This is a genomic window from Pseudomonas sp. FW215-R2 (assembly GCF_058789255.1).
On record NZ_JBYTBO010000019.1, the window covers coordinates 91083 to 115095 of the forward strand.

Sequence of the window (24013 nt, forward strand, 5' to 3'; positions counted from 1 at the left end):
GCTGATGAGCGAACGACCATGAGCGAACGAATCCCCGTCCGAACCGTAGAAGCAACGCCTCACATAAAAAAAGTACCGGCGCGCCCAATGAAGGCGAAGAACGCCACCAGCGACAACCAGATCTTCACCCGCAGCTTCACCGGCCTGTTCCGCACCTTGCGCATGAGTGGCGCGGGGTTTCTGTTCCTGTTGTTTTTCGGCACCGTGTGGCTGAACTGGGGCGGACGTCAGGCGGTGCTCTGGGACCTTTCCGAAAGCAAGTTCCACATCTTTGGCGCGACCTTCTGGCCGCAGGACTTCATTCTGCTGTCGGCGCTGCTGATCATCGCCGCGTTCGGCCTGTTCGCCATCACCGTGTTCGCAGGCCGGGTCTGGTGTGGTTACACCTGTCCGCAGAGCTCGTGGACGTGGATCTTCATGTGGTGCGAGAAGATCACCGAAGGTGAACGTAACCAGCGGATCAAGCTGCAAGCTGCACCGTGGAGCCTGAACAAACTGGCACGGCGTGCGGCCAAGCACACACTGTGGCTAGCGATCAGCGTGCTGACCGGTCTGACCTTTGTCGGCTACTTCACCCCCATCCGCCCGCTGGCCGAAGAACTGCTGACCCTGCAGATCGGCGGTGTCAGTCTGTTCTGGGTGTTGTTTTTCACCGGCGCCACCTACATCAATGCCGGCTGGCTGCGCGAAGCGGTGTGCATGCACATGTGCCCGTATGCGCGGTTCCAGAGCGTGATGTTCGACAAGGACACCCTGGCAATTTCCTACGACGTGGCCCGTGGCGAAAACCGTGGACCGCGCAAACGTGACGTGGAGCCGGCCGAAGCCGGCCTCGGTGATTGCATCGACTGCCAGTTGTGCGTGCAGGTCTGCCCGACCGGCATCGACATCCGCGACGGCCTGCAAATGGAATGCATCGGCTGCGCAGCGTGCATCGACGCCTGCGATTCGATCATGGACAAGATGAATTACGCCCGTGGTTTGATCCGCTACACCTCGGAGCGTGAATTGCAGGGTGGCAAGACGCACTTGCTGCGTCCAAGGCTGATCGGTTACGTCGCGGTGCTGGTGCTGATGATCGGTGCCCTCGCCCTGGCCCTGGTCGAACGGCCGATGGTGTCGCTGGACGTGACCAAGGACCGTGGTCTGTTCCGCGAGAACGGCCAGGGCCAGATCGAAAACATCTACACCCTCAAAGTCATCAACAAGACCCAACAGCGCCAGGACTACAACCTGAGCCTGGTGGATGGCGACGGCTTCCAGCTGCAAGGCAAGACCGAGCTGAGCCTGGCGGCGGGCGAGATCGTCGATGTGCCGGTGTCGGTGGCGATGACCACGGAACGCCCGGCCAGCAGCTCGCAGACCTTGAGCTTCAAGATTGCCGACAGCGATGAGCCCGAGGTTTATAGCGTGGCGAAGAGCCGGTTTGTTGCGCCGATGAATCGTTGAACCTTTAAGATGCAACCCTTTGTGCCAATGGCGCTGCGCCCATTGGCACAACCGTTTTCCAAATCCCATCCATTGCAGGACACCGATGAAACGCTACGAAAAATTCGCCGACGACATCGCTGAACTGATCCGCTCCGGCGTCCTCGGCCCCGGTCAGCGGGTGCCGTCGGTGCGCTATGCGAGCCAGACCTATGGCGTCAGCCCGTCCACGGTGTTCCAGGCCTATTACCTGCTGGAACGTCGCGGCCTGATCCGCGCCCGACCGCGCTCCGGCTATTTCGTCAACACCCACGCCCCGAGCCCGTTCTCGGAGCCGGTGATCAGCAGCCAGGTCAACGAATCCACCAAGGTCGACGTCAGCGAACTGGTGTTCTCGGTACTGGAATCGATCAAGGACCCGAGCACAGTGCCATTCGGCTCGGCATTCCCCAGCCCCGAACTGTTCCCGCTGCAACGCCTGTCGCGTTCGCTGGCCAGCGCCGCCCGGGAAATGGACCCGCGCATGGTGGTCACCGACATGTCGCCGGGCAACCCGCAACTGCGCCGCCAGATCGCGCTGCGCTACATGGTCGGCGGGCTGATGCTGCCGATGGAAGAACTGCTGATCACCAACGGCGCCCTCGAAGCGCTGAACCTGTGCCTGCAAGCGGTGACCGAACCCGGCGACCTGGTGGCCATCGAAGCCCCGGCGTTCTACGCCAGCCTGCAAGTGCTCGAGCGGCTGAAGCTCAAAGCCGTGGAAATCCCCGTGCACCCGCGCGACGGTATCGACCTCGGCGTACTCGCCCAGACGCTCGAACGGCACCCGATCAAGGCCTGCTGGTGCATGACCAGTTTCCAGAACCCGATGGGCGCGACCATGCCCGAGGCCAAGAAACAGGAACTGGTGGAACTGCTGAAACGCCATCAAGTGCCGCTGATCGAAGACGACGTCTACGCCGAACTCTATTACGGCCAGCAGGCGCCAAAACCGGCCAAAGCCTTCGACACCGAAGGTCTGGTGATGCATTGCGGCTCTTTTGCCAAGAGCCTGGCCCCCGGCTATCGCATCGGCTGGGTCGCCGCCGGACGCTACGCGCAGAAGATCGAACGCCTGAAACTGATGACCTCACTCTGTGCCTCGATGCCGGCCCAGGCGGCCATCGCCGATTACCTGCAACACGGCGGCTACGACCGTCACCTGCGCAAATTGCGCTATGCCCTCGAAGAACAGCAAAGCGCCATGCTCGCGGCCATCGCCCGCTACTTCCCGGCCCAGACCCGCGTGAGCCAACCGGCCGGCGGCTATTTCCTGTGGCTGGAGCTGCCACCGCAGATGGATTCGTTGAAGTTGTTTCAGATGGCGTTGGCGCAAGGCATCAGCATTGCGCCGGGGCCGATTTTCTCGCCGACTCAACGATTCAGGAATTGCATCCGGTTGAACTACGGCAGCCCGTGGACCGAGAGTTCGGAGAAGGCGATGGAGACGTTGGGGCGGATTGTCCGGTCGTTCTGATGCGAGCGCTCCCACGCAACGCGTGGGAACGCTCCTTGACTAACGACCGCCGCCTAGATCGACAAAGGTCCCGGTCGCATACGAAGCCTTGTCCGACAACAACCAGACAATCGCCTCCGCCACTTCATCCGGTCTCCCGCCTCGGGCCATCGGAATCGCCGACTCCAGCTTGCTGACCCGATCCGGATCGCCGCTCAAGGCGTGGAAGTCGGTGTAGATGTAGCCCGGGCGCACCGCGTTGACCCGAATCCCCTCGCCCGCCACTTCCTTGGACAGACCGATGGTGAACGTGTCGAGCGCGCCCTTGGACGCGGCGTAGTCGACGTACTCATTCGGAGAGCCCAGGCGCGCAGCGACCGAGGAGACGTTGACGATGCTGCCGCCCTGCCCGCCGTGTTTGGGCGACATGCGCAGGATCGCGTGCTTGGCGCAGAGGATCGGCGCCAGGACGTTGGTTTTCATGATTTTGAGGATGCGGAATTCGGACATTTCGTCGACCCGCGATTTGTGCCCGACGGTGCCGGCGTTGTTCACCAGGGCGGTGACCCGGCCCAGCTCCGTGTCGACCCGATGAAACAGGCCGATCACTTCGTCTTCGATACTGACATCGGCGCGCACGGCAATGGCAGTGGCGCCGCGTTCACGCACCTGGTCGAGTACGTGGTGGGCTGCCTGTTCGTCCGTCTGGTAATTGATGCAGATCCGATAGCCTTGCTCGGCAGCCAACAGCGCAGTGGCGGCCCCGATTCCGCGACCGCCGCCAGTGATCACAATGACTTTATCCATGCAGGCTTTCCCCCCAATGCACACGTAACAGTCGCAGGAAGAATAACCGTCATTGCGGGGTTTTGCATGGCCTGTGTCAGTCGTTCAGTTCACCGCCAATGGCTTGCCACGCACGATGTCCTGCAGGAAGCGATCCGCCGGCATCGGGTGGCCGAGCAGATAACCCTGCAGCGAATCGCAGCCCAGTTGCGTCAAAAAGTCCTGCTGCACGCCGGTCTCCACGCCTTCGGCCACGATGCGCAGGCCCAGCGCCTGACCGAGCGCGACAATCGCCGAGACGATGGCGGCGTCGTCGCTGTCATGCTCCAGGTCGCGGACAAAACCGCGATCGATCTTCAACTCGTTGGCCGGCAGGCGCTTGAGGTACATCAGGCTCGAATAACCGGTGCCGAAGTCATCGATGGAAAGATCGACACCCATGTCGGACAGTTCCTGCAACACCGTCATGCTCGCGTCGGCATCGCTCATGGCCGTGGTTTCGGTGATTTCCAGGGTCAGACTGTTGGCTGGCAAGTGGTGAGTGGCCAAGGCCTTGGCGACGCTTTGCACCAGCCCGGTGTGGCAGAACTGCAACGCCGACAGGTTCACTGCGATTCGCCAGTCGGTGTAGCCCAGCACGTACCACTCGCGCATCTGTCGGCAGGCTTCGTTGAGTACCCATTCGCCGATCGGAATGATCAGCCCGGTTTTTTCGGCCAGGTCGATGAACTTGTCCGGCATCAGCATGCCGTGGAGCGGGTGCTCCCAGCGCAGCAACGCTTCGGCACCGACCGGACGACCGTCGGCCGCGTGGAACTTGGGTTGGTAATGCAGACTGAACTGACTGTGTTCCAGCGCCGCACGCAGGTCCTGCAACAGTTGCAGCTGCTTGCGCGCGTTGCTGTTCATCGAGGCGTCGAAGAAGCTGTAGCCGTTCTTACCGCCGCCCTTGGCGTGGTACATCGCGGCGTCGGCGTTCATCAGCAGTTCCTGAGCGTTCTGGCCGTTGCCCGGATACAGGGCAATACCGACGCTGGCGGAAATCTGCAGGTCATGCTCGGCCACGCGGAACGACTGCGCGATCAAACCGACCTGACGTGCTGCCAGACCCAGCGCATCGTTGGGCTCGGTCAGGCGCACCAGCAGGACAAATTCATCGCCGCCGATCCGTGCCAGCGTGTCGAGGCTGCGCAAATCTTCACGCAGACGCACCGCCACTTCGCGCAGCAACTGGTCGCCCATGTGGTGACCGAAAGCGTCGTTGACCGGTTTGAAGCCGTCCAGATCGATGAACATCAGCGCAAAGCAACCGCCCTGCTCGTTGACCTTTTTCATCGCCTGATTGATCCGGTCGTCCAGCAGCATGCGGTTCGGCAGGCCGGTCAGGGTGTCGTGCAGGGCCAGTTGGGTCAGTTCGCGGTTGGCCACGGTCAACGAATGAGCCAGATCAGCGGTGCGCGCTTCGAGACGGGCATCGAGAATCGAGGTCAGCAACGCGATGCTCAGCACCGCGAGCGTGGTGATCAGCACCAGATTATCGAGGCCATTGCCATTCAGGCCGCTAAGCGCTGCGCCGCAGAAACTGCCTTCGGGAAACCGCGCCGCCGCCATGCCGGTGTAGTGCATGCCGACAATCGCGATGCCCATGACAATGGCTGCGCCGGCACGAAACAGGCGCACGTAAGGCGAATGCTGACGCAGGCGAAAGGCAATCCACAATGCGGCGGCCGAAGCGCCGACGGCGATCAGCAGCGAAGCGCCGAACAGCGCCGGATCGTAATCGATGCCCGGTTGCATGCGCATCGCAGCCATACCGGTGTAGTGCATGGCGCTGATGCCGGCGCCCATGATCAAGGCGCCGAAGGCCAGTTGCCAGGCCGGCAGTTTCGGCTGGCTGACCAGCCACAGCGCAAAACCGCAGGACAGCACGGCGATCAGCAATGAAAGCGCGGTGATCGGAATGTCATAACCCAGGCTGATCGGCAGTTTGAAGGCCAGCATGCCGATGAAGTGCATCGACCAGACGCCGATGCCCATGGCGAACGCCCCGCCGGCCGTCCACAAATGCACGGCGCGACCCTTGGCGGTGGCGATGCGCCCTGTAAGGTCGAGCGCGGTATAGGACGCGAGGATCGCCACACACAGCGAAATGAAAACCAGCGTGAAGGAATAACTACCGATGAGCATGAGAATTCTCGTGACCACCCCACCGTACTGCTTCCGTTCTCAGCGGGGCCAAATGCGCCGATTGTACTGATTGCACAGAAGAACGCACTGACAAAGTAATCAAATGGCCATCAAGCCGATGAAACGCTTGTTTGATCGTTCGACAAGGCTCTAGCCCGGCAGTCGCAGTACTGATCGATCCCACGCGTTGCGTGGGAATTCAGGGTTACGGATTCTGGCTGGTTTCCAGCTGCCCGTCCCAGCCACCGCCCAGCGCCGCGATCAATTGCACACTGGCAATCAGTCGACTCTGCAGGATATTGAGCACCGTCCGTTCGTTGCTCAACGCCGTGGCTTGCACCACCACCACGTCGATGTAGGCAATCAGCCCGGCCTTGTACTGGTTCTGGGTCAGACGCAAGGAATCGCGCGCAGCATCAAGGGCTTCCTGGCGTACCGCCGCCTCGTCCTCGTACACTTTCAACTGCACCAGATAGTTTTCCACTTCACGGAAGCCGTCGAGCACGGTCTGCCGGTATTTGGCCACGGTCTCGTCGTACTTCGCTTCGGTGCGATCAACTTCCGCCGAGCGTCGGCCGCCGTCGAACAGCGGCAGGCTCATTTTCGGCCCTACCGACCAGAATCGGTTCGGCAGGCTGATGAGATCTCGCGAAGTACTGCTGCTGTAGCCGCCACTGAGGCTCAGGCTGAAGTCCGGGTAATACGCGGCCTTGGCCACGCCGATGTTGGCGTTGGCCGCGATCACCGAGCGTTCCGCCGAAGCGATGTCCGGGCGACGCTCCAGCAATTGCGACGGCAGGCTCAGCGGAATCTGCGGCAGCTTCGGGATGTCCTGGGTTTCGGCTAGCTTGAATTGCGCCGGAGGCTGGCCGGTCAGTACCGCGATGGCGTTTTCGAACTGCGCCCGCTGCCAGATCAGGTCCACCAGATCACCCTGGGTGGATTTGAGTTGTGTCTGCGCCTGGGCTACCGCGTCACGCCCGGAGACCCCGGCGTTGTACTGGTTCTGGGTCATTTTCAGCGAGCGCTCATAGGCCGCCACTGTCGACTCCAGCAGGCGCTTCTGCTGATCGATCACGCGCAATTGCAGGTAGTTCTGCACCAGTTCCGACTGCTGGCTCAGGCGCATCGCCGCCAGATCGGCGAAGCTGGCCTGGGCGCTGGCTTCATTGGCCTCCAGACCACGACGCAACTTGCCCCAGACATCGGCCTCCCAACTGACGCCCAACTGGGCGTTGTAGGTGTCACGAATCCCGCTGGAAGAACTGCTCAGGCTCGAACTGCTGCTGCCGGTGCCCTGGCTGGAACGGGTCTTGCCCGCGCTCAGGTCGATGCTCGGGTAAAACGCCCCGCGTGCATCACGCACCAGGGCCTGGGCCTGACGGTATTGCGCCTCGGACTGGGCGACGGTCTGGTTGGCGCTGTTGAGCTTCTCGATCAACTCGTTGAGCTGGCGATCACCGTACAGCTCCCACCAGGCGCCACGGGCCAGAGAGTCGGCAGGACTGGCCTGACGCCAGCCTTCGGCCTCTTTGTACTGGGCAATTTCGGCGGTCTGCGGGCGCTGGTAGTCCGGGCCGACGGCGCACGCACTGAGCATCGCCACGCACAGTGACAGGCTCAGCAAACGCGAGCCGCGGACACTGGCCAGTTGGATAAGCGAACGGTCATTCATAGCGGAGTTTCCAGAGCGGCATCGGTACGTACGCCACGCCACTTGTTGAAGCGGTGGCGGGCCTTGTCGAGATAGAGGTAAACCACAGGCGTGGTGTAAAGGGTCAGCACCTGGCTGAAAATCAGCCCGCCGATGATCGTCAGGCCCAGCGGCTGGCGCATTTCCGCACCTTCGGCACGGCTGAGCAGCAACGGCAAGGCACCGAGAATCGCCGCCAGCGTGGTCATCAGGATCGGTCGCAGACGTTGCAGGCAGGCGCTGCGGATCGACTCCAGCGGCGCCATGCCCTGATGACGTTCCAGTTGCAGTGCCAGGTCAATCATCAGGATCGCGTTCTTCTTCACCACGCCGATCAACAGGAACAACCCGAGCAGCGAGATCAGGCTGAACTCGCCGCCCAGCGCATAGATCGACAGCAACGCACCGACCCCGGCCGACGGCAGCGTCGACAGAATCGTCAACGGGTGAATGTAGCTTTCATACAGCACGCCCAACACCAGATACACCGCCAGCAGTGCACCGAGGATCATGAACGGCTGGCTCTTCTGGGTGGCCGCGAAGGCGTCGGCGGTGCCGGCCATTTTCGCGATCACGTCTTCCGGCAGACCGACCTTGGCAATCGCCCGTTCGATGGCGGCACTGCCCTGCTCCACCGTCACGCCTTCGGCCATGTCGAACGAAATGCTTTCGGAGGCGAACTGGCCTTCGTGGCTGACCCGGTCGTCTTCCAGGCTGTTTTCGTAGTGGGCAATGGTCGACAGCGGGATCCGCGCGCCATCGGCGGTGATGACCTGCACCTGATTGAGGGTGACCGGATCCTGGGCGTATTTCGGATTGACCTCCATCACCACCTGATACTGGTTGAGGCTGTCGTAGATCGTGGAAATCTGCCGCTGGCTGTAGGCGTTGTTCAGGACGGCGGTGACCATGTTCATGTCCACGCCCAGGCGTTTGGCCTGATCACGGTCGACGATCAGTGTCACTTGCTGCGCACCGCGTCCTTCACGGGCGTCGATGGCGGTCAGTTCCGGCAAGGCTCGCAGCGCGGTGACCACTTTCGGGTACCACTCGCGCAAAGCGCCGAGATCACCGCTCTGCAGAATGTAGGTGTACTGCGACGTGGTCTGCTCACGACCACCGCCAAATTGCAGGTCCTGGTCGGCCATCAACATCAACTGTGCGCCGGGCACCTTGGGCATTTCCTTGCGCAGACGCTCGATGACTTTCTGCGCCGAGATATTGCGCTCCTTGATCGGCTTCAGACGCACCAGCATGAAGGCGTTGTTGGTGCCGTTGTTGCCACCGATGAACCCGGCGACACTCTCGACCGCTTCGTCCTTGAGCACGGCGCGGCGGAAAGTCTCCATTTTCGGCTGCATCACGCTGAACGACAGACCGTCGTCACCGCGCACGAAACCGATCAACTGGCCAGTGTCCTGTTGCGGCAGGAACGTCTTCGGCACCACCACGTACAGCGCGACGTTGACGCCGACCGTGATGATCAGGCTCAACAGCGTCAGGCGCCGATGACGCAGCACCCAGTCGAGGCTGGTGGCGTACTTGCCGACCATCCAGTCGTTGGTGCGCCGGCTCCAGCGTTGCAGACGGTTTTCCTGGCCCGGCGTGTGCGGCTTCAGCCAACGGGCACAGAGCATCGGGGTCAGGGTCAGGGAAACCACCAGCGACACCACGATGGCCGCGGCCAGGGTGATGGAGAATTCGCGGAACAGACTCTCGATGATCCCGCCCATGAACAGGATCGACAGGAACACCGCCACCAGCGACACGTTCATCGACAGCAAGGTGAAACCGACTTCCTTGGCCCCGAGGTACGCGGCCTTCATTGGTTTGACGCCTTCGTCGATGTGCCGGGAAATGTTCTCCAGCACCACGATGGCGTCGTCCACCACCAGCCCGGTGGCGAGAATCAGCGCCATCAGCGACAGGTTGTTCAGCGAGAAGCCGTAGAGGTACATCACCGCAAAAGTGCCGACCAGCGACACCGGCACCGCCAGGGTCGGAATCAAGGACGCGCGGAAATTGCCGAGGAACAGGAACACCACCAGGATCACCAGCGCCACGGCGATCAGCAGGGTCATCTCCGCTTCGTGCAGGGTGGCCTTGATCACCGGCGAACGATCCATCGCCAGGTTCAGCTTGACGCTGGCCGGCAACACGGCCTGCAACGCCGGCAACTGCGCCTTGATCTCGTTGACCGTCTCGATGATGTTGGCGCCGGCCTGCCGGTTGATCACCAGCAACACCGCCGCGTCGTCATTGAAGAAACCACTGTTGTAGCGGTCTTCCACGCCGTCGGTGACCTTGGCCACGTCCTTCAGACGCAGGGCCGCACCGCCGTTGTAGTGGATGATCAGCGACTCGTAGTCCTTGGCTTTCTCCAGTTGGTCATTGGCCTGGATCTGCCACAAACGCTGGTCATCCTCGACCGAACCCTTGGGCCGGCGAACGTTGGCGCCAGCGATAGTCTTGCGCACATCGTCCAGCGCCACGCCGTACTGGTTCAGCGCCTGGGGTTCGAGTTCGATGCGCACCGCCGGCAATGAGCTGCCGCCGATCTGCACCTCGCCCACGCCCTGCACCTGGGACAGGCTCTGGGACAGGATGGTCGAGGCCAAATCGTAGAGCTGGCCTTTTTCCAGCACATCCGAGGTCAGCGACAACACCATGATCGGCGCCTGCGACGGGTTGACCTTCTTGTAGGTCGGCATGCTGCGCATCCCGCTCGGCAGCAGATTGCGTGAGGCGTTGATCGCGGCCTGCACTTCCCGCGCCGCGCCGTTGATGTCGCGGTCGAGATCGAATTGCAGAATGACCCGGGTCGAGCCCTGGCTGGAACGGCTGCTCATGGTGTTGACGCCGGCGATGGCGCCGAACGAGCGTTCCAGCGGCGTCGCCACGGTCGAGGCCATGACTTCCGGGCTCGCGCCGGGCAGGCTCGCCTGCACCACGATCACCGGGAAGTCCATTTGCGGCAGTGGCGACACCGGCAGCAGGCCGAAGCTCACGCCGCCCAGCAGCATGATCGCCAGGCTCAGGAGCATGGTCGCCACCGGGCGCTTGATGAAAGGACCGGACAGGTTCATGGCTGTTCTACCGGCTCCACGGCCGAAGGCGCACGGCCCCAGCGTCGACCGAGGCGGTCGAAGTACAGGTAGATCACCGGGGTGGTGAACAGTGTCAGCACCTGGCTCACCAGCAACCCGCCGACCATCACCAGACCCAACGGCTGACGCAATTCAGCGCCGGAACCGGTGGCCAGCATCAGCGGCACCGCGCCGAACAAGGCCGCGAGCGTGGTCATCAGAATCGGCCGGAAGCGCAACAGCGCCGCCTGATAGATCGCCTGCTCCGGGGCCATGCCCTGGGTGCGTTCAGCGTCCAGAGCGAAGTCGATCATCATGATCGCGTTCTTTTTCACGATACCGATCAGCAGGATGATGCCAATGATCGCGATCATGCCCAGGTCATTGCCGCTGAGCAGCAACGCCAGCAAGGCGCCGACCGCCGCCGACGGCAGGGTCGACAGAATCGTGATCGGGTGGATGTAACTCTCGTAGAGCACGCCCAGCACGATGTACATGGTCACCACCGCCGCCAGAATCAGCAGCAAGGTGCTCGACAGCGAGGCCTGGAACGCTTCGGCCGCGCCCTGGAACTGAGTCTGCACACCGATCGGCATGCCGATGTCCTTCTGCACCTGCTCGATGATGTCCACCGCATGGCCCAGCGCCACACCGTGGGCAAGATTGAACGACATCATCACCGCCGGGAACTGGCCAATGTGGGTGATCGCCAGTTGCGCCTGACGCTCCTCGACATGGGCCAGGCTCGACAACCGCACCTGGCCGCCATCGGTGGTCTTGACGTGAATCTGATCCAGCGCCTGCGGGCCGATCTTCTCCCCGGCCTGAGCCTGCAGCACCACGCGGTACTGGCTGGCCTGAGTGTAAATGGTCGAAATCTGCCGCTGGCCAAAGGCGTCGTACAGCGCATCGGTGATATTCGCCACCGACACGCCGAGGCGCGAGGCCGCGTCACGGTCGATCACCAGGAACACCTGCAAGCCCTTGTCCTGCAAATCGCTGGCGACGTCGGTCAGTTCAGGGCGCTGGGCCAGTGCTTCCACCAGGCGCCCGCTCCACAGGCTGAGCAGTTCGGCGTCCGGCGAGGACATGCTGAACTGGTACTGGGTGCGGCTGACACGGTCTTCGATGGTCAGGTCCTGCACCGGCTGCATGAACAGACGGATGCCCACCAGTTTGTCCAGTTGCGGTTGCAGGCGGGTAATCACTTCGGCGGCCGTCAGGTCGCGCTGACCGTGGGGCTTGAGGTTGATCAGCAGACGACCGCTGTTGAGCGTGGCGTTGTCGCCGTCGACGCCGATGTAGGACGACAGGCTTTCCACCGCCGGATCTTCCAGAATCACCTTGGCCAGCGCTTGCTGACGCTCGCCCATGGCGGCAAAGGAAATCGACTGCGGCGCTTCGGAAATCCCCTGGATCACCCCGGTGTCCTGCACCGGGAAGAAGCCCTTGGGCACCACCATATAAAGGAACACGGTCAACGCCAGCGTGCCGATGGCCACCAGCAACGTCAGCGGCTGGTGCTTGAGCACCCACTGCAACTTGCGCCCGTAAGCCGCGATCATCCAGTCGATGAACGCACCACTGGCCCGGTAGAAACGGCCCTGTTCATGTTCTTCCGGCTCACGCTTGAGCAACCGCGCGCACATCATCGGCGTCAGGGTCAGCGAGACCACCAGGGAAATCAGGATCGCCACCGCCAGGGTGATGGCGAATTCGCGGAACAGCCGCCCCACCACGTCGGCCATGAACAGCAGCGGAATCAGTACCGCAATCAGCGACAGGGTCAGGGAAATCAGGGTGAAACCGATTTGCTTCGCGCCCTTGAGCGCGGCCTGCATCGGACTGTCCCCTTCCTCGATGAAACGAGCGATGTTCTCCAGCATCACGATCGCATCGTCGACCACGAAACCGGTGGCGATGGTCAGTGCCATCAGCGTCAGGTTGTTGACCGAGAAACCGGCCAGGTACATCACGCCAAACGTACCGATCAGCGACAGCGGCACCGCGACGGACGGAATGATGGTGGCACTGGCGCGACGCAGGAACAGGAACGTCACCATCACCACCAGAGCGATGGCGATCAGCAGTTCGTGCTGCACGTCGGTGACCGAGGCGCGGATGGTCTGGGTGCGGTCGGTCAGCACGGTCACTTCAAGGCCGGCCGGCAGGTTGTCGGTGATGCTCGGCAGCAGCGCCTTGATCCGGTCGACCACTTCAATCACGTTGGCGCCCGGTTGACGCTGAATATTCAGCAACACTGCCTGATTCTGGTTGGCCCACGCGGCCAGACGCTCGTTCTCGGCGCCGTCGACGATCTGCGCGACATCCTTGAGCCGCAACGGCGCGCCGTTCTTGTAGGCCAGGATCAGGTTGGCGTAATCCTTGGGCGAAGTCAGCTGGTCATTGGCATCGAGCATCGACACCCGGGTCGGGCCGTCGAAGTTACCTTTGGGCTGGTTGACGTTCGACGCGCTGATCAGCGTGCGCACGTCCGACAGGTTCAGGCCGTTGGCGGCGAGCGCTTCCGGGTTGACCTTGATCCGCACCGCCTGACGCTGACCGCCAGCGATGCTGACCATACCCACGCCGCTGATCTGAGCGATCTTCTGCGCCATGCGCGTATCGACCAGATCGTTGAGTTTGGGCAGCAACATGGTTTTCGAAGTGATGGCCAGGGTCAGCACCGGGGTGTCCGCCGGGTTGACCTTGTTGTACACCGGTGGCGCTGGCAAGTCGGTCGGCAGCAGATTGGTCGCAGCGTTGATCGCGGCCTGCACTTGCTGCTCGGCGACGTCCATGTTGATGTCGAGGCTGAAACGCAGGGTCAGCACCGACGCGCCGCCGGAACTGGTCGAGGCCATTTGCGTCAGGCCCGGCATCTGCCCGAACTGGCGTTCAAGCGGCGCGGTGACGGCGCTGGTCATCACGTCCGGACTGGCGCCCGGGTACAACGTCATGACCCGGATGGTCGGGTAATCCACCTGCGGCAAGGCCGAAACCGGCAGCAGGCGATAGGCGATCAGGCCGGCCAGCACGATGGCCAGCATGCTCAGCGTGGTGGCGACCGGGCGGAGGATGAACAGACGCGAAATGTTCATGCGCCCTTCTTGGCCTTGTTGGTGGCAGCGGCGTCAGGCGCGGTGGCGGCTGACTTGCCTTGCAGGTGTTCGGTCGGTGTGGCCGGCACGTCCTGGCTGTCGTTGACCACTTCGACTTCGCTGCCTTCTTTCAAACGGTCGGTACCTTCCAGCACCACGCGGTCGCCGGCGGCCAGGCCTTCGGTGATCACGGTGTTCTGACCATCGCTTGCACCGATCTTCAATTGGCGGATGGTGACTTTCTTGTCGCCGTCCAGCGCGTAGACGAAGGTGCCGTTGGTGCCGAACTGGATCGCGGCCGACGGAGCCAGCACGACGCCTTTGAGGGTGTCGGCCAGCAGGTGGACGTTGACGAACTGGTTGGGGAACAGCGACTGATCGCGGTTTTCGTAGCGTGCCTTGAACTTCAGGGTGCCGGTGGTCACGTCGATCTGGTTGTCGAGGCTTTGCAGCACGCCGCTGGCTTGCAGTTTGGTGTCGCCACGGTCCCAGGCTTCGGCGGGCAGCTTGGCGCCGCTGTGGTAGCGGGCGAGTACGGTTTCGAGGGTGTTTTCCGGCAGCGTGAAGACCACGCTGATCGGTTGGGTTTGGGTGATCACGGCGAGGAACGTGGTGTCATTCGCCGCCACCAGGTTGCCGACGTCGAGTTGACGCAGGCCGACGCGACCGGCAATCGGTGCGCGGATCTTGGTGAATTCGAGGTTGAGCTTGGCGTCGTTGACCGCCGCCTGATTGGTCTTCACGGTGCCGAGGTACTGGCCGACCAACGCTTCGGCGGTATCCAGGGTCTGCTTGGCGATGCTGTCTTCCTTGAACAGGCCGCGATAGCGCTCGACGTCGACCTGGGCATTCTTCAGCTGAGCCTGGTTCTGCAGCAAGGTGCCTTCAGCCTGAAGCAAGGCGTTCTGGTACGAGCGCGGATCGATTTCCGCCAGCAGATCACCGGCCTTGACCATCTGCCCTTCTTCGAAATAGATCTTCACCAGTTCGCCGCCGACCCGGCTGCGCACGTTGATGGTGTTGAGCGCGGTCACGGTGCCCAGCGCCTTGTAATACAGCGGGAAGTCACCGGTGACGGCCGGCGCCACGCGCACCGGGATCGGACCTGCCGCGCCGCCGAAGCCCGGACGCATCATCCCCGAACGACCGGTATGACCGGCCGCGGCTTTCTCGCCGCCCTCTTTGTGGGTCGATCCGGCGGGCCAGAATTTCCAGCACAGACCGGCGATGACCAGCAGGACAAGCAGGCTGAGCAGCCAGCGACGAGAGTTTCGGGAAGACGATTGCATGGAGTGATTAACCATTGGGCGCGTGGGCTTCTTTTACGGGAGGCTGAACGATAAGCACTGGTGGGGGTAAAGCAAAGCAGCTTTACCGGCAATTTACCTTCAACTTACGTTTCAAGGTGTGAGCCAAAACACTGATACACAAATGAAAACGGCCTGGACAGGGCCAGGCCGTTAACAATTGTAAAGCGCTTGTTTCAGAACACTTATTTCAAAACCGAGAGAGCTGCCTCGTAGTTCGGCTCTTCAGCGATTTCCTTGACCAGCTCGCTGTGCAGCACATTGTCGTTTTCGTCCAGCACGACTACCGCACGGGCGGTCAGGCCTTTCAGCGGGCCGTCAGCGATGGCCACGCCGTAGTTCTGGATGAACTCGGCGCCACGCAGGGTCGACAGGTTCTGTACGTTTTCCAGGCCTTCGGCGCCGCAGAAACGGGCCTGGGCGAATGGCAGGTCAGCCGAGATGCACAGCACCACGGTGTTGGCCAGTTCGTTGGCCTGAGCGTTGAACTTGCGCACGGAAGTAGCGCAGGTCGGGGTGTCGACGCTTGGGAAGATGTTCAGCACTTTGCGCTTGCCGGCGAAGTCTTTCAGGGTGACGTCGGACAGATTGCCGGCTACCAGGGAAAAGGCTGGTGCCTTGGAACCGGCTTGTGGCAATTGGCCGTTGACTTGAACCGGGTTGCCTTTGAGCGTGACTTGAGCCATGAACGGAGTCCTTCTTAACGTTGTTGGGAAAGCATGCAAGAGGCGGAAGTTAACCACGAAATTGTCCGACGACCTATGCCTGAACCGAAATTGTCATGTGCCACCACACAAGATTGGATACAACCTTGAGCGCTACCCAAGCAATTGCAGCATGTTGCGATGGCGGGCCTCGAATATCCGCCGCATGTAGCCGTTCACCAGCAATCGCTCGCTGAACACCCCGCCAATCGCCGAATACGTCACGCGGTCGGTGTACAGCGTACCGCCCTCACCCGCCGCCACCCGATGTTCATGACGAAAGGCACGCAGCGGTCCCTTGAGCATTTCATCGACAAAATGCGTGTCGCCGACTTCGCGGATCGTCACCGTCCAGTTCGACGGGATCAGATTGAACATCCAGTGCCGGAAACGGAATTGCCGCCCGGCTTCGATACGCAGGTTGTTCAGGTCGATATCCCCCAGCGGCGTAACGCGTTCGGGAAAGATCTTCGGGAAATTGACGCCTTCCAGGCAGAAGTCGAGTACCTCGCTCGGGGTGCGATCGGGGATCAGGGTCGTGAGTTCCAGTGTGGGCATGGCGGACACATTCCGTATGGAGGCGATGCTTGTTAAAACGCGAGTCTGCATCTTTTATTTAACGACCTGTCGATTCAAGCCCCCGCCATTCGACAAAGCAGTGAATCCCTCACTTTCCAGCGGAGAAACACCATGCGCTTCATGATCATTGTCAAAGCCAGCCAGGATTCCGAAGCCGGCGTGATGCCCAGCGAACAACTGCTGACCGACATGGGCAACTACAACGAGGAACTGGCGAAGGCCGGCATTCTGGTGTCCGCCGACGGCCTGCACCCCAGCAGCAAAGGCGCTCGCGTGCGTTTCAGCGGTGAAAAACGCAGCGTGATCGATGGCCCCTTCGCCGAGACCAAGGAGCTGATCGCCGGTTACTGGATCTGGGACGTGAAGTCGAAGGAAGAAGCCATCGAGTGGGTCAAGCGCTGCCCTAATCCCATGCCGGGCACCGAAGCCGAGATCGAGATTCGCCAGGTGTTCAGCCCGGAAGATTTCGGCGCCGAGTTCACCCCGGAACTGCGCGAACAGGAAGAACGGGTACGCGAGCAGGCAAAAAAACACTGACTTTGCACAGGGCCCACGCCAGTACACAATCTGGCGTGATCCTGCGCACAAAACCAAAGAATTAATCCCTCTGACTGGCTAACCCCCGATTAACTGCTAGCTTCAACAGACATGTCCTACAGGCTTGATAAGAAAAGGATTACGCCTTAACGGCCGCGAAGTGCCGAGTCGTCCACTGAGCCACCAGGGAATCGGGGAATCATGTCGAATAAAACGGAAGTTCACGCCTTTTCGTCGGCGCGCTCGCTGACGTCCGTCCTCTGTAACCGGTCGAAACCAGCCCTCAAGGTGGCGGCATACAGCGTCATGGCCACGTTTGTCAGCTGTGGCGTGGGTGCTCAGGATTTCACCGCCAGCCCCGATGAAGCCCGGGGCATCGCCAAGGAAGCCTACCTGTACGGTTTCCCGGTCGTGGAGATGTACAAGACCCTCTACACCCAGGCTATCGACACCAAGAGTCCGAACTACAAGGCGCCACTGAACAGGATCGGCAACACTGCCAAAGCCTTCACCGCAAAAGACACCGCATTCGTCACGCCCAACGCCGACACGCCTTACTCGTTCGTCTGGATGGACCTGCGTGCCGAGCCGCAGATTCTCACCCTGCCGCCCATCGAGGAGCACCGTTATTACTCGGTGCAACTGATCGACGCCTACACGCAGAATTTCGCTTACCTGGGCACCCGCAGCACCGGCAACAACGGCGGTCACTTCATGATTGCCGGGCCGAACTGGCAGGGCCAGCAGCCGCTGAACATCGACCGGTTGCTGCGCAGTGAAAGCAACATCACCTACGCGCTGTACCGCACGCAACTGTTCGACGACAAGGACCTGGCCAAGGTCAAGCAGATCCAGAAAGGCTACAAGGTCGAACCCCTCAGCCATTACGTGAAACAGAAAGCCCCGGCGCCAGCGCCGAAAGTCAGCTGGCCGAAACCGACGCCGACCATGAGCGAAACCCCGGACCTGTTCCGTTACCTGAATTTCATGCTGGCCTTCACGCCGCCGCAGGATGTCGAGAAAGACCTGCTGGCCCGCTTCGCCAAAATCGGTATCGGTGCCGGCCAATCCTTCGATCTGAAGGCCCTCAGCGCCGAGCAACGCAAGGCACTGGAAGACGGCATAGCCGATGCAAAAGCCGAGTTCGCCGCGTTCCAGAAAGACAAGGTCGACACCCACCAGGTCTCCAGCGGTGATCTGTTCGGCACTCGCGATCACCTCAAGGGCAATTACCTGTACCGCTACGCCGGCGCCAACATGGGGATCTTCGGCAACTCCGCCGAAGAGGCCAACTACATCGGCTATTTCGTCGACAAGGACGGGCAGCACGCCGATGCCTCGAAACACGACTACACCCTGCATTTCGACAAGGGCGCCCTGCCCCCCGCCGATGCGTTCTGGTCACTGACGATGTACGACGGCAAGACCAAACTGCTGGTGGCCAACCCGCTCAACCGCTACCTGATCAACTCGCGGATGCTGCCGGACCTGAAGCTCGATGCCGATGGCGGTCTGACCCTGTACGTGCAGCACAAGAATCCGGGGAAAGACAAACAAGCCAATTGGCTGCCTGCGCCGGACGGCCCGTTCTACGGGGTCTTGCGCCTGTATCTGCCAAGACCGGAAGTCGCCAGCGGTGAATGGAAAATGCCGTTGCTCAACCCGGTCGACACAAAACAATAAGCGGAGTCAGTGATGGTCAAGCCTTCCGTTGTGCGCCCGTTGCTGGCGCTGTGCATGCTCGGCAGCCCGGCGCTGTACGCCGCCGAGGGCGGTGTCGGGCGACCGATTACCGGCCAGCAGGTGTTTTCCAATGCCGGGGTCGTCCCGCCGGCACCGGGCTGGGTGACGTCGTTTACCAGCATCTGGTACGACGGCGAGCTCAAGGGCAGTCGTGGCGCACCGATTTCCGGGGCGGTCAGCGCCGGGATCAAGATGAAAGTCTCCTACACCATGGCCAACGTCACTCACGTCTGGGACACCGGCAAAGGCCGTTGGAACTATGCCTCGGCCATCGGCATACCGGTTCAATATACCGACATCGATGCGGCCATCACCGGCCCCCGTGGACGCACCCTCGGCACCAGCGATTCCGGCACCCAGTTTGCCGACGCGCTGATCACGCCGATCGCCGCCGGCTACCACTTCGACGAGCTCAACCACATCTCGTTTTCGCTGCCGATTTACGTACCGACCGGTGCCTATAACGACAATCGCCTGGCCAACCCCGGCCAGAACAACTACACGTTCATGCCCACCGTGGCGTTCTCGCATCTGGACGGCAAGGGTGGCGAGTTTACGCTGTCCGGCAACCTGCAGTTCTACACCGAGAACAAGGCCACCGATTACCGTACGGGCGACATCTTTTCCCTCGAAGCCCTGTGGACCCACGGCTTTGGCAACGGCTGGAATGCCGGGCTGGTCGCCGGCTACATCCAGCAGGTGAGCGACGACAAGGGTGACACCGCCGACACCCTGAACGGCTTTCGCGGTCGTTCGGTCGGTGCCGGCCCGACCGTTGGCTGGAGCGGCAAGTTCGCCGACGCCCAGGCCAGCGTCAGTGCCCGTTGGGTGCCGGAGTTCGACACCAAGAACCGTCCTGAAGGCAATGGCGTTTCCGTCAACCTGACCCTGGCGTTTTTCTAAGGAGGCGCCAGGGATGGCCATCGCTCGCCACTTGACCTTATGCAGCGCATTGTTCAGCAGCCTGGCCTGCGCGGGCGGTGATTTACCGGGGCTCGGTAGCGCCCCCGCCAACCCGGTCAGCAAAGGCGATCCGGAAACCTGCCATCGCCTGCAACAGAACTTCGACATCGACCTGAAGGACGTCGTGAAGGCCGGTTGCGACCCGTCCACCGAACAGATCTCCAAACTGATGGATAACCCGGTGGGCAACCTGGTGCTGCTGGTCAACCAGTTCGACTACACCGCGCTCAAGGGCCCGAACAGCAACGGCACACGGATGCTCGGCAAGTACAGCTTCATGCCGACCTTCCCGATCTCCCTCGGCGAAGACTGGAATCTGATCAACCGCGTGCCGATCAGCTACGTCAGCGCTCCGGTCAACCACAGGGCCGGCAACCTGATCGGCATGGGGCCGAATGAAATTCTCAGTGATCGCGACGATTTCGCCTCGGTGGTCGAGGATCCGTTTGACCGCACCAGCGGCTTCGGCGACCTGACCTACGTTGGCGTGTTCTCGCCCAAGCAACCGGTGCGCTTTGCCGGCGGCGGCAAGATGGTCTGGGGCTTCGGCCCGACGGCGATGTTCCCTACCGCTGAAAAGGACGTGCTCGGCACCGGCAAATACTCGCTGGGCCCGGCGTTTGTCGCTGCCTATCTGGGCGAAGACTGGACGCTGGGGGTGTTCCCGCAGCACTGGTGGTCGGTCGGCGGCGACAGCCAGCGCAAGGACGTCAGCCTGACCAACGTGCAGTACTTCATCCAGCGCGTGATTCCCGGCCCGGCCCAATGGCGGGTCGGCATGACGCCCAACGTCACGGTCAACTGGAAGGCTGACGGCGGCAACAAGGTCACCTTCCCCGTCGGCATCGGCGCCGGGCGGATCTTCAATTTCGGCAAGTTGCCGGTGCGGATTTCCGGCGAGATCCAGTACTCGGCGATCCACCCCGAAGACCAGATCAGCAGTCGCTGGAATTTCCGGCTGTCGTTCGTTCCGGTCATCCCGACCTTCATGTTTTGAGCAAGGACTCGCGCCATGACCGCACTCACCGACCTCAACGCCCTGCAGGCCAGCATCGCTGAAACGGTGCTCGGCCAGGATCAGGTGATCCGGCAGATCCTGCTCGGCCTGCTGGCCAACGGGCACTTGCTGCTGGAAAGCCTGCCGGGGCTGGCCAAGACCCGCACGGTCAAGGCGCTGGCCAGGCATCTGGACGCAAAGATGAGCCGCATCCAGTTCACCCCGGACCTGCTGCCCTCGGACATCACCGGTGCCGAGGTGCTGCATCAGGTCGAGGGCAAAAACGAGATCCGTTTCCAGCCCGGCCCGCTGTTCGGCAATCTGATTCTGGCCGACGAGATCAACCGCGCGCCGGCCAAGGTGCAAGCGGCATTGCTCGAAGCCATGGAAGAACGGCAGATCACCGTGGCCGGTAACAGCCACGTGCTGCCGGAGTTGTTCATTGTCGTCGCGACGCAAAACCCGATCGAACAGGAAGGCACCTATCCGCTGCCGGAAGCGCAGATGGACCGGTTCCTGATGAAAGTGCTGCTCGATTACCCCAGCGCCGACAACGAGAGCCAGGTGCTGCGACTGCTGCGCGCCGAAGAGTTCGCCCAGGGCGCCAACACCGCGCCGGCCAAGGGCTTCGAACTGGCGCAGGAAGTGATCTTCGCCGCACGCAAGGAAGTCAGCGCGGTGCACGTCTCCCCCGCCATCGACCGCTACCTGATCGACCTGATCAACGCCACCCGCCATCCGGCCGATTACGACGAAGACCTCGGCCGCTGGATCGCCATCGGCGCCAGTCCGCGCGGCGGCATCGGGCTGGACCGTTGCGCCCGCGCCGATGCGTGGTTGCAGGGTCAGGATTTCGTTTCGCCGGACAACGTGCGCGCCGTGGTGCACCCGGTGCTGCGCCATCGCCTGCAACTGAGCTATGACGCGGTGGCCGATGGCGTCAGCACCGATCAGGTGCTGGACCGGATTCTCGACAAGGTGGCGATTCCCGCCTGAGGCCTGATATGGAAAGCACCGACGGGCTGGTCTATGTCTCTCTCGCACAGTTGATGGCGCTGGAGTTCAAGGCCCGTGATCTGAGTTTCCTGGCCCGCCAGCCACAGGGCAGCATCCTCGCCGGCAACCACGCCTCGCGTCTGCATGGCCGGGGTTTGAACTTCGATGAGTTGCGCCGCTATCAACCCGGAGACGACTTGCGCCATCTCGACTGGCGCGCCTCGCTGCGCACCGGAAAACCGGTGGTGCGCACCTTCACCGAAGAACGCGATCGCCCGGCGCTGATCGTGGTCGACCAGCGCATGTCGATGTTTTTCGGATCTCAGCGCAGCTTCAAATCCGCTGTCGCCGCCGAACTCGGCGCACTGGCGGCGTGGATGGTATTCCATGCCGGGGACCGGGTCGGCGGGCTGGTCTTCAACGATCGGCGCATCGACTGCATCGCGCCGCTGCGCAGCCGCAAACGGGTCGAGGTCTTGCTCAGTCGCATCGCCGAGCAGAACCAGGCGCTGAATGCCGGCAACCCCGACGCCGAAGACGAGGATCAACTGGACAAGGCCTTGCAGCGGTGCCTGGCGCTGGCCGGGCATGACCATCTGATTTGCATCGTCAGCGACTTTGCCGGGGCCGGCGAACGCACCTTGCAGTTGATGCGGCAACTGTCAGCACACAACGATGTGATCGCTCTGCAAGTCTACGACCCGTTGGCGATGAAGCTGCCGAGCGATGGTCGACTGCTGGTCACCCAGGGCCAGTTGCAAGTGGAACTGGCGGTCGAGAAACGCAACGTGCATCAGCCGCTGGGGGATTTTCTCGGTGGCCGGCTCAAGGACGTCGCCACCCTGCTGCGCCGCAGTCAGGTGCCGCTGATGATGTTCAGCACCGCCGAAGAAGCCCATCAGCAATTGCGCGCCGAGCTTGGCAAAAGCGCCGGACCCCGGCGGTGAACCCGAACATTCCGAGCATCGAACAACTCAAGGAGTTGGGCCTGCCCGCGCCGATCAGTTACGCGCCACAGACCTGGGGCTGGTGGGTGTTGCTGGCGGTTCTGCTGCTGACTGCACTGGCGATCGGGGCGCGGCGGTACCGGCAATGGCGGCGCGATCAGTATCGGCGGGAAGCGCTGGTGCGACTGGCGCAGTTACGTGATCGCAGTGATGACCTGAATGCCTTGCGCGAATTGCCGGAGTTGCTCAAGCGTGTGGCTATTTCCATGCCGCAATCGCAATCGGTCGCAGCCGCTGAACAAGAGGACTGGCAACACTTCTTGCAGCAACACAGCAAAAAAACGCTGCCCGCCGATTTCAGCCAGCAACTGGCCCGACTGGCCTACGCCCCCGACGACGTCCTGCGTGACCTGCCTGCACCGCAGCGTCAGGCGCTGTTCGACACCTGCCAACACTGGGTGGAGCACCATCATGTGGCAGCTTGATTACCCGTGGCTGTTACTCCTGCTGCCGCTGCCCTGGCTGGCCTACCGCTACCTGCCCGTGTATCAGGAAGCCCGCAGCGCCGTGCGTGTGCCATTCTTCAACGCCATGAGCCGCGCCGTGGGTGAAACACCGGGCACCGCCGGCAACCGGCGCAATCACTGGCAACTGCTGCTCAATTTCCTGGTGTGGGCCTTGTTGCTGCTGGCCGTCGCCCGTCCGGTGTTCGTCGAAAAACCCATCGAGCGCCAGCAACCGGTGCGCGACCTGATGCTTGCGATCGACATTTCGCAGTCGATGGAAACCGAAGATTTCACCAACGCCAGTGGCCAGAAAATCAATCGCCTCGCAGCGGTCAAAGACGTCGTCCAGACCTTCATCGACAAGCGCAAGGACGACCGCCTCGGCCTGATCGTGTTCGGCAGCGGCGCCTATCCGCAGGCGCCGCTGACCCTTGATCACGCCAGCCTGTCGCTGCTGCTGGCCGACACCGGCATCGGCATGGCCGGCCCGAACACCGCGATTGGCGATGCCATCGGTCTCAGCCTCAAGTTGCTGGACAAGACCCATGAACAGGAAAAAGTCCTGATCCTGCTCACCGACGGCAACGACACCAGCAGTGCGATCACGCCGGACCATGCCGCCGAAATGGCCGCTGCCAAAGGCGTGGTGATTCACACCATCGGCATCGGCGACCCGAGCGCCTCCGGCGAGGCCAAGGTCAATCTGCCGGGGCTGGAGCAAATCGCCAAAACCACCGGCGGCCAGTTCTTCCGCGCCGAAGATCGCAACGCGCTGGATCAGGTCTACAGCACCCTCGACCGTCTCACGCCGCATCAAGTGAAAACCCTCAGTCATCAGCCGCAACGCGAACTGTTCCACTGGCCGTTGGGCGCGGCCCTGCTGGTCCTGGCGCTGTACCACCTCGGCGCGCTGCTGCACCCACGGCTGGCGGTTGCACGCCAGCGGCAGGAGGCCTGA

18 protein-coding genes are annotated in these 24013 nt (G+C 62.1%); 10 read left to right on the forward strand and 8 right to left on the reverse strand.

What is annotated here, in order from left to right:
- Positions 1-18: 18 nt before the first annotated feature.
- Together ccoG and mapR are read left to right on the forward strand one after the other, a co-directional pair.
- Entirely contained in the window at positions 19-1449 is a 1431-nt protein-coding gene (gene ccoG / locus AC3WRD_RS23260) for a cytochrome c oxidase accessory protein CcoG (protein WP_102621369.1), read from the forward strand.
- A gap of 85 nt (positions 1450-1534) precedes the next feature.
- Positions 1535-2944: a GntR family transcriptional regulator MpaR gene (gene mapR, locus AC3WRD_RS23265; protein ID WP_096820262.1), complete on the forward strand. Its 1410-nt coding sequence runs from the start codon at positions 1535-1537 to the stop codon at positions 2942-2944.
- A 39-nt stretch (positions 2945-2983) separates the two neighbouring features.
- On the opposite strand, the gene AC3WRD_RS23270 is transcribed toward mapR, so the two are convergent.
- The 8 genes from AC3WRD_RS23270 to AC3WRD_RS23305 form a co-directional block, all read right to left on the reverse strand.
- Positions 2984-3730: an SDR family oxidoreductase gene (locus AC3WRD_RS23270; RefSeq protein ID WP_096820260.1), complete on the reverse strand. Its 747-nt coding sequence runs from the start codon at positions 3728-3730 to the stop codon at positions 2984-2986.
- Positions 3731-3814: 84 nt separating this feature from the next.
- Positions 3815-5896: a putative bifunctional diguanylate cyclase/phosphodiesterase gene (locus AC3WRD_RS23275; RefSeq protein WP_102621370.1), complete on the reverse strand. Its 2082-nt coding sequence runs from the start codon at positions 5894-5896 to the stop codon at positions 3815-3817.
- Between the two features lie 205 nt (positions 5897-6101).
- Positions 6102-7571, reverse strand: a complete 1470-nt coding sequence (locus AC3WRD_RS23280) for an efflux transporter outer membrane subunit (RefSeq protein ID WP_096820258.1) — start codon at positions 7569-7571, stop codon at positions 6102-6104.
- Positions 7568-10675 (reverse strand): efflux RND transporter permease subunit, encoded by a 3108-nt coding sequence (locus AC3WRD_RS23285; RefSeq protein ID WP_096820257.1) that lies wholly within the window; start codon positions 10673-10675, stop codon positions 7568-7570. The genes AC3WRD_RS23280 and AC3WRD_RS23285 overlap by 4 nt, the downstream gene beginning before the upstream one ends.
- Positions 10672-13776, reverse strand: coding sequence for an MdtB/MuxB family multidrug efflux RND transporter permease subunit (locus AC3WRD_RS23290; protein ID WP_102621371.1), 3105 nt, complete (start codon positions 13774-13776; stop codon positions 10672-10674). The genes AC3WRD_RS23285 and AC3WRD_RS23290 overlap by 4 nt, the downstream gene beginning before the upstream one ends.
- Positions 13773-15080, reverse strand: a complete 1308-nt coding sequence (locus AC3WRD_RS23295) for an MdtA/MuxA family multidrug efflux RND transporter periplasmic adaptor subunit (protein WP_096820255.1) — start codon at positions 15078-15080, stop codon at positions 13773-13775. Before AC3WRD_RS23295 ends, AC3WRD_RS23290 begins: the two co-directional genes overlap by 4 nt.
- A gap of 188 nt (positions 15081-15268) precedes the next feature.
- A complete protein-coding gene (gene tpx / locus AC3WRD_RS23300) occupies positions 15269-15769 on the reverse strand; it encodes a thiol peroxidase (protein WP_102621372.1) in 501 nt (166 codons plus the stop codon).
- Positions 15770-15901: 132 nt separating this feature from the next.
- Entirely contained in the window at positions 15902-16345 is a 444-nt protein-coding gene (locus tag AC3WRD_RS23305) for an SRPBCC family protein (RefSeq protein WP_102621373.1), read from the reverse strand.
- Positions 16346-16477: 132 nt separating this feature from the next.
- Here AC3WRD_RS23305 and AC3WRD_RS23310 point away from each other — a divergent pair, with 132 nt between their 5' ends.
- The 8 genes from AC3WRD_RS23310 (at position 16478) to AC3WRD_RS23345 (ending at position 24013) form a co-directional block, all read left to right on the forward strand.
- The gene (locus AC3WRD_RS23310; RefSeq protein WP_096820252.1) at positions 16478-16903 is read left to right on the forward strand and encodes a YciI family protein; all 426 of its coding nucleotides are present in this window, start codon (positions 16478-16480) and stop codon (positions 16901-16903) included.
- 306 nt (positions 16904-17209) lie between these two features.
- Positions 17210-18586, forward strand: a complete 1377-nt coding sequence (locus AC3WRD_RS23315; protein WP_102621387.1) for a DUF1254 domain-containing protein — start codon at positions 17210-17212, stop codon at positions 18584-18586.
- A gap of 12 nt (positions 18587-18598) precedes the next feature.
- Positions 18599-19549, forward strand: coding sequence for a SphA family protein (locus tag AC3WRD_RS23320; protein WP_096820251.1), 951 nt, complete (start codon positions 18599-18601; stop codon positions 19547-19549).
- A 13-nt stretch (positions 19550-19562) separates the two neighbouring features.
- The gene (locus AC3WRD_RS23325; protein WP_102621374.1) at positions 19563-20606 is read left to right on the forward strand and encodes a hypothetical protein; all 1044 of its coding nucleotides are present in this window, start codon (positions 19563-19565) and stop codon (positions 20604-20606) included.
- A gap of 15 nt (positions 20607-20621) precedes the next feature.
- A complete protein-coding gene (locus AC3WRD_RS23330; protein WP_102621375.1) occupies positions 20622-21602 on the forward strand; it encodes an AAA family ATPase in 981 nt (326 codons plus the stop codon).
- Between the two features lie 8 nt (positions 21603-21610).
- A complete protein-coding gene (locus tag AC3WRD_RS23335) occupies positions 21611-22549 on the forward strand; it encodes a DUF58 domain-containing protein (RefSeq protein WP_102621376.1) in 939 nt (312 codons plus the stop codon).
- Positions 22546-23034 (forward strand): DUF4381 domain-containing protein, encoded by a 489-nt coding sequence (locus AC3WRD_RS23340; protein WP_102621377.1) that lies wholly within the window; start codon positions 22546-22548, stop codon positions 23032-23034. The genes AC3WRD_RS23335 and AC3WRD_RS23340 overlap by 4 nt, the downstream gene beginning before the upstream one ends.
- Entirely contained in the window at positions 23021-24013 is a 993-nt protein-coding gene (locus AC3WRD_RS23345; RefSeq protein WP_102621378.1) for a vWA domain-containing protein, read from the forward strand. Before AC3WRD_RS23340 ends, AC3WRD_RS23345 begins: the two co-directional genes overlap by 14 nt.

Coding starts and splice junctions, on each gene's coding strand:
- ccoG (WP_102621369.1), top strand. CDS start 19: ATGAGCGAACGAATCCCCGTCCGAACCGTAGAAGCAACGCCTCACATA.
- mapR (WP_096820262.1), top strand. CDS start 1,535: ATGAAACGCTACGAAAAATTCGCCGACGACATCGCTGAACTGATCCGC.
- AC3WRD_RS23270 (WP_096820260.1), bottom strand. CDS start 3,730: ATGGATAAAGTCATTGTGATCACTGGCGGCGGTCGCGGAATCGGGGCC.
- AC3WRD_RS23275 (WP_102621370.1), bottom strand. CDS start 5,896: ATGCTCATCGGTAGTTATTCCTTCACGCTGGTTTTCATTTCGCTGTGT.
- AC3WRD_RS23280 (WP_096820258.1), bottom strand. CDS start 7,571: ATGAATGACCGTTCGCTTATCCAACTGGCCAGTGTCCGCGGCTCGCGT.
- AC3WRD_RS23285 (WP_096820257.1), bottom strand. CDS start 10,675: ATGAACCTGTCCGGTCCTTTCATCAAGCGCCCGGTGGCGACCATGCTC.
- AC3WRD_RS23290 (WP_102621371.1), bottom strand. CDS start 13,776: ATGAACATTTCGCGTCTGTTCATCCTCCGCCCGGTCGCCACCACGCTG.
- AC3WRD_RS23295 (WP_096820255.1), bottom strand. CDS start 15,080: ATGGTTAATCACTCCATGCAATCGTCTTCCCGAAACTCTCGTCGCTGG.
- tpx (WP_102621372.1), bottom strand. CDS start 15,769: ATGGCTCAAGTCACGCTCAAAGGCAACCCGGTTCAAGTCAACGGCCAA.
- AC3WRD_RS23305 (WP_102621373.1), bottom strand. CDS start 16,345: ATGCCCACACTGGAACTCACGACCCTGATCCCCGATCGCACCCCGAGC.
- AC3WRD_RS23310 (WP_096820252.1), top strand. CDS start 16,478: ATGCGCTTCATGATCATTGTCAAAGCCAGCCAGGATTCCGAAGCCGGC.
- AC3WRD_RS23315 (WP_102621387.1), top strand. CDS start 17,210: ATGGCCACGTTTGTCAGCTGTGGCGTGGGTGCTCAGGATTTCACCGCC.
- AC3WRD_RS23320 (WP_096820251.1), top strand. CDS start 18,599: ATGGTCAAGCCTTCCGTTGTGCGCCCGTTGCTGGCGCTGTGCATGCTC.
- AC3WRD_RS23325 (WP_102621374.1), top strand. CDS start 19,563: ATGGCCATCGCTCGCCACTTGACCTTATGCAGCGCATTGTTCAGCAGC.
- AC3WRD_RS23330 (WP_102621375.1), top strand. CDS start 20,622: ATGACCGCACTCACCGACCTCAACGCCCTGCAGGCCAGCATCGCTGAA.
- AC3WRD_RS23335 (WP_102621376.1), top strand. CDS start 21,611: ATGGAAAGCACCGACGGGCTGGTCTATGTCTCTCTCGCACAGTTGATG.
- AC3WRD_RS23345 (WP_102621378.1), top strand. CDS start 23,021: ATGTGGCAGCTTGATTACCCGTGGCTGTTACTCCTGCTGCCGCTGCCC.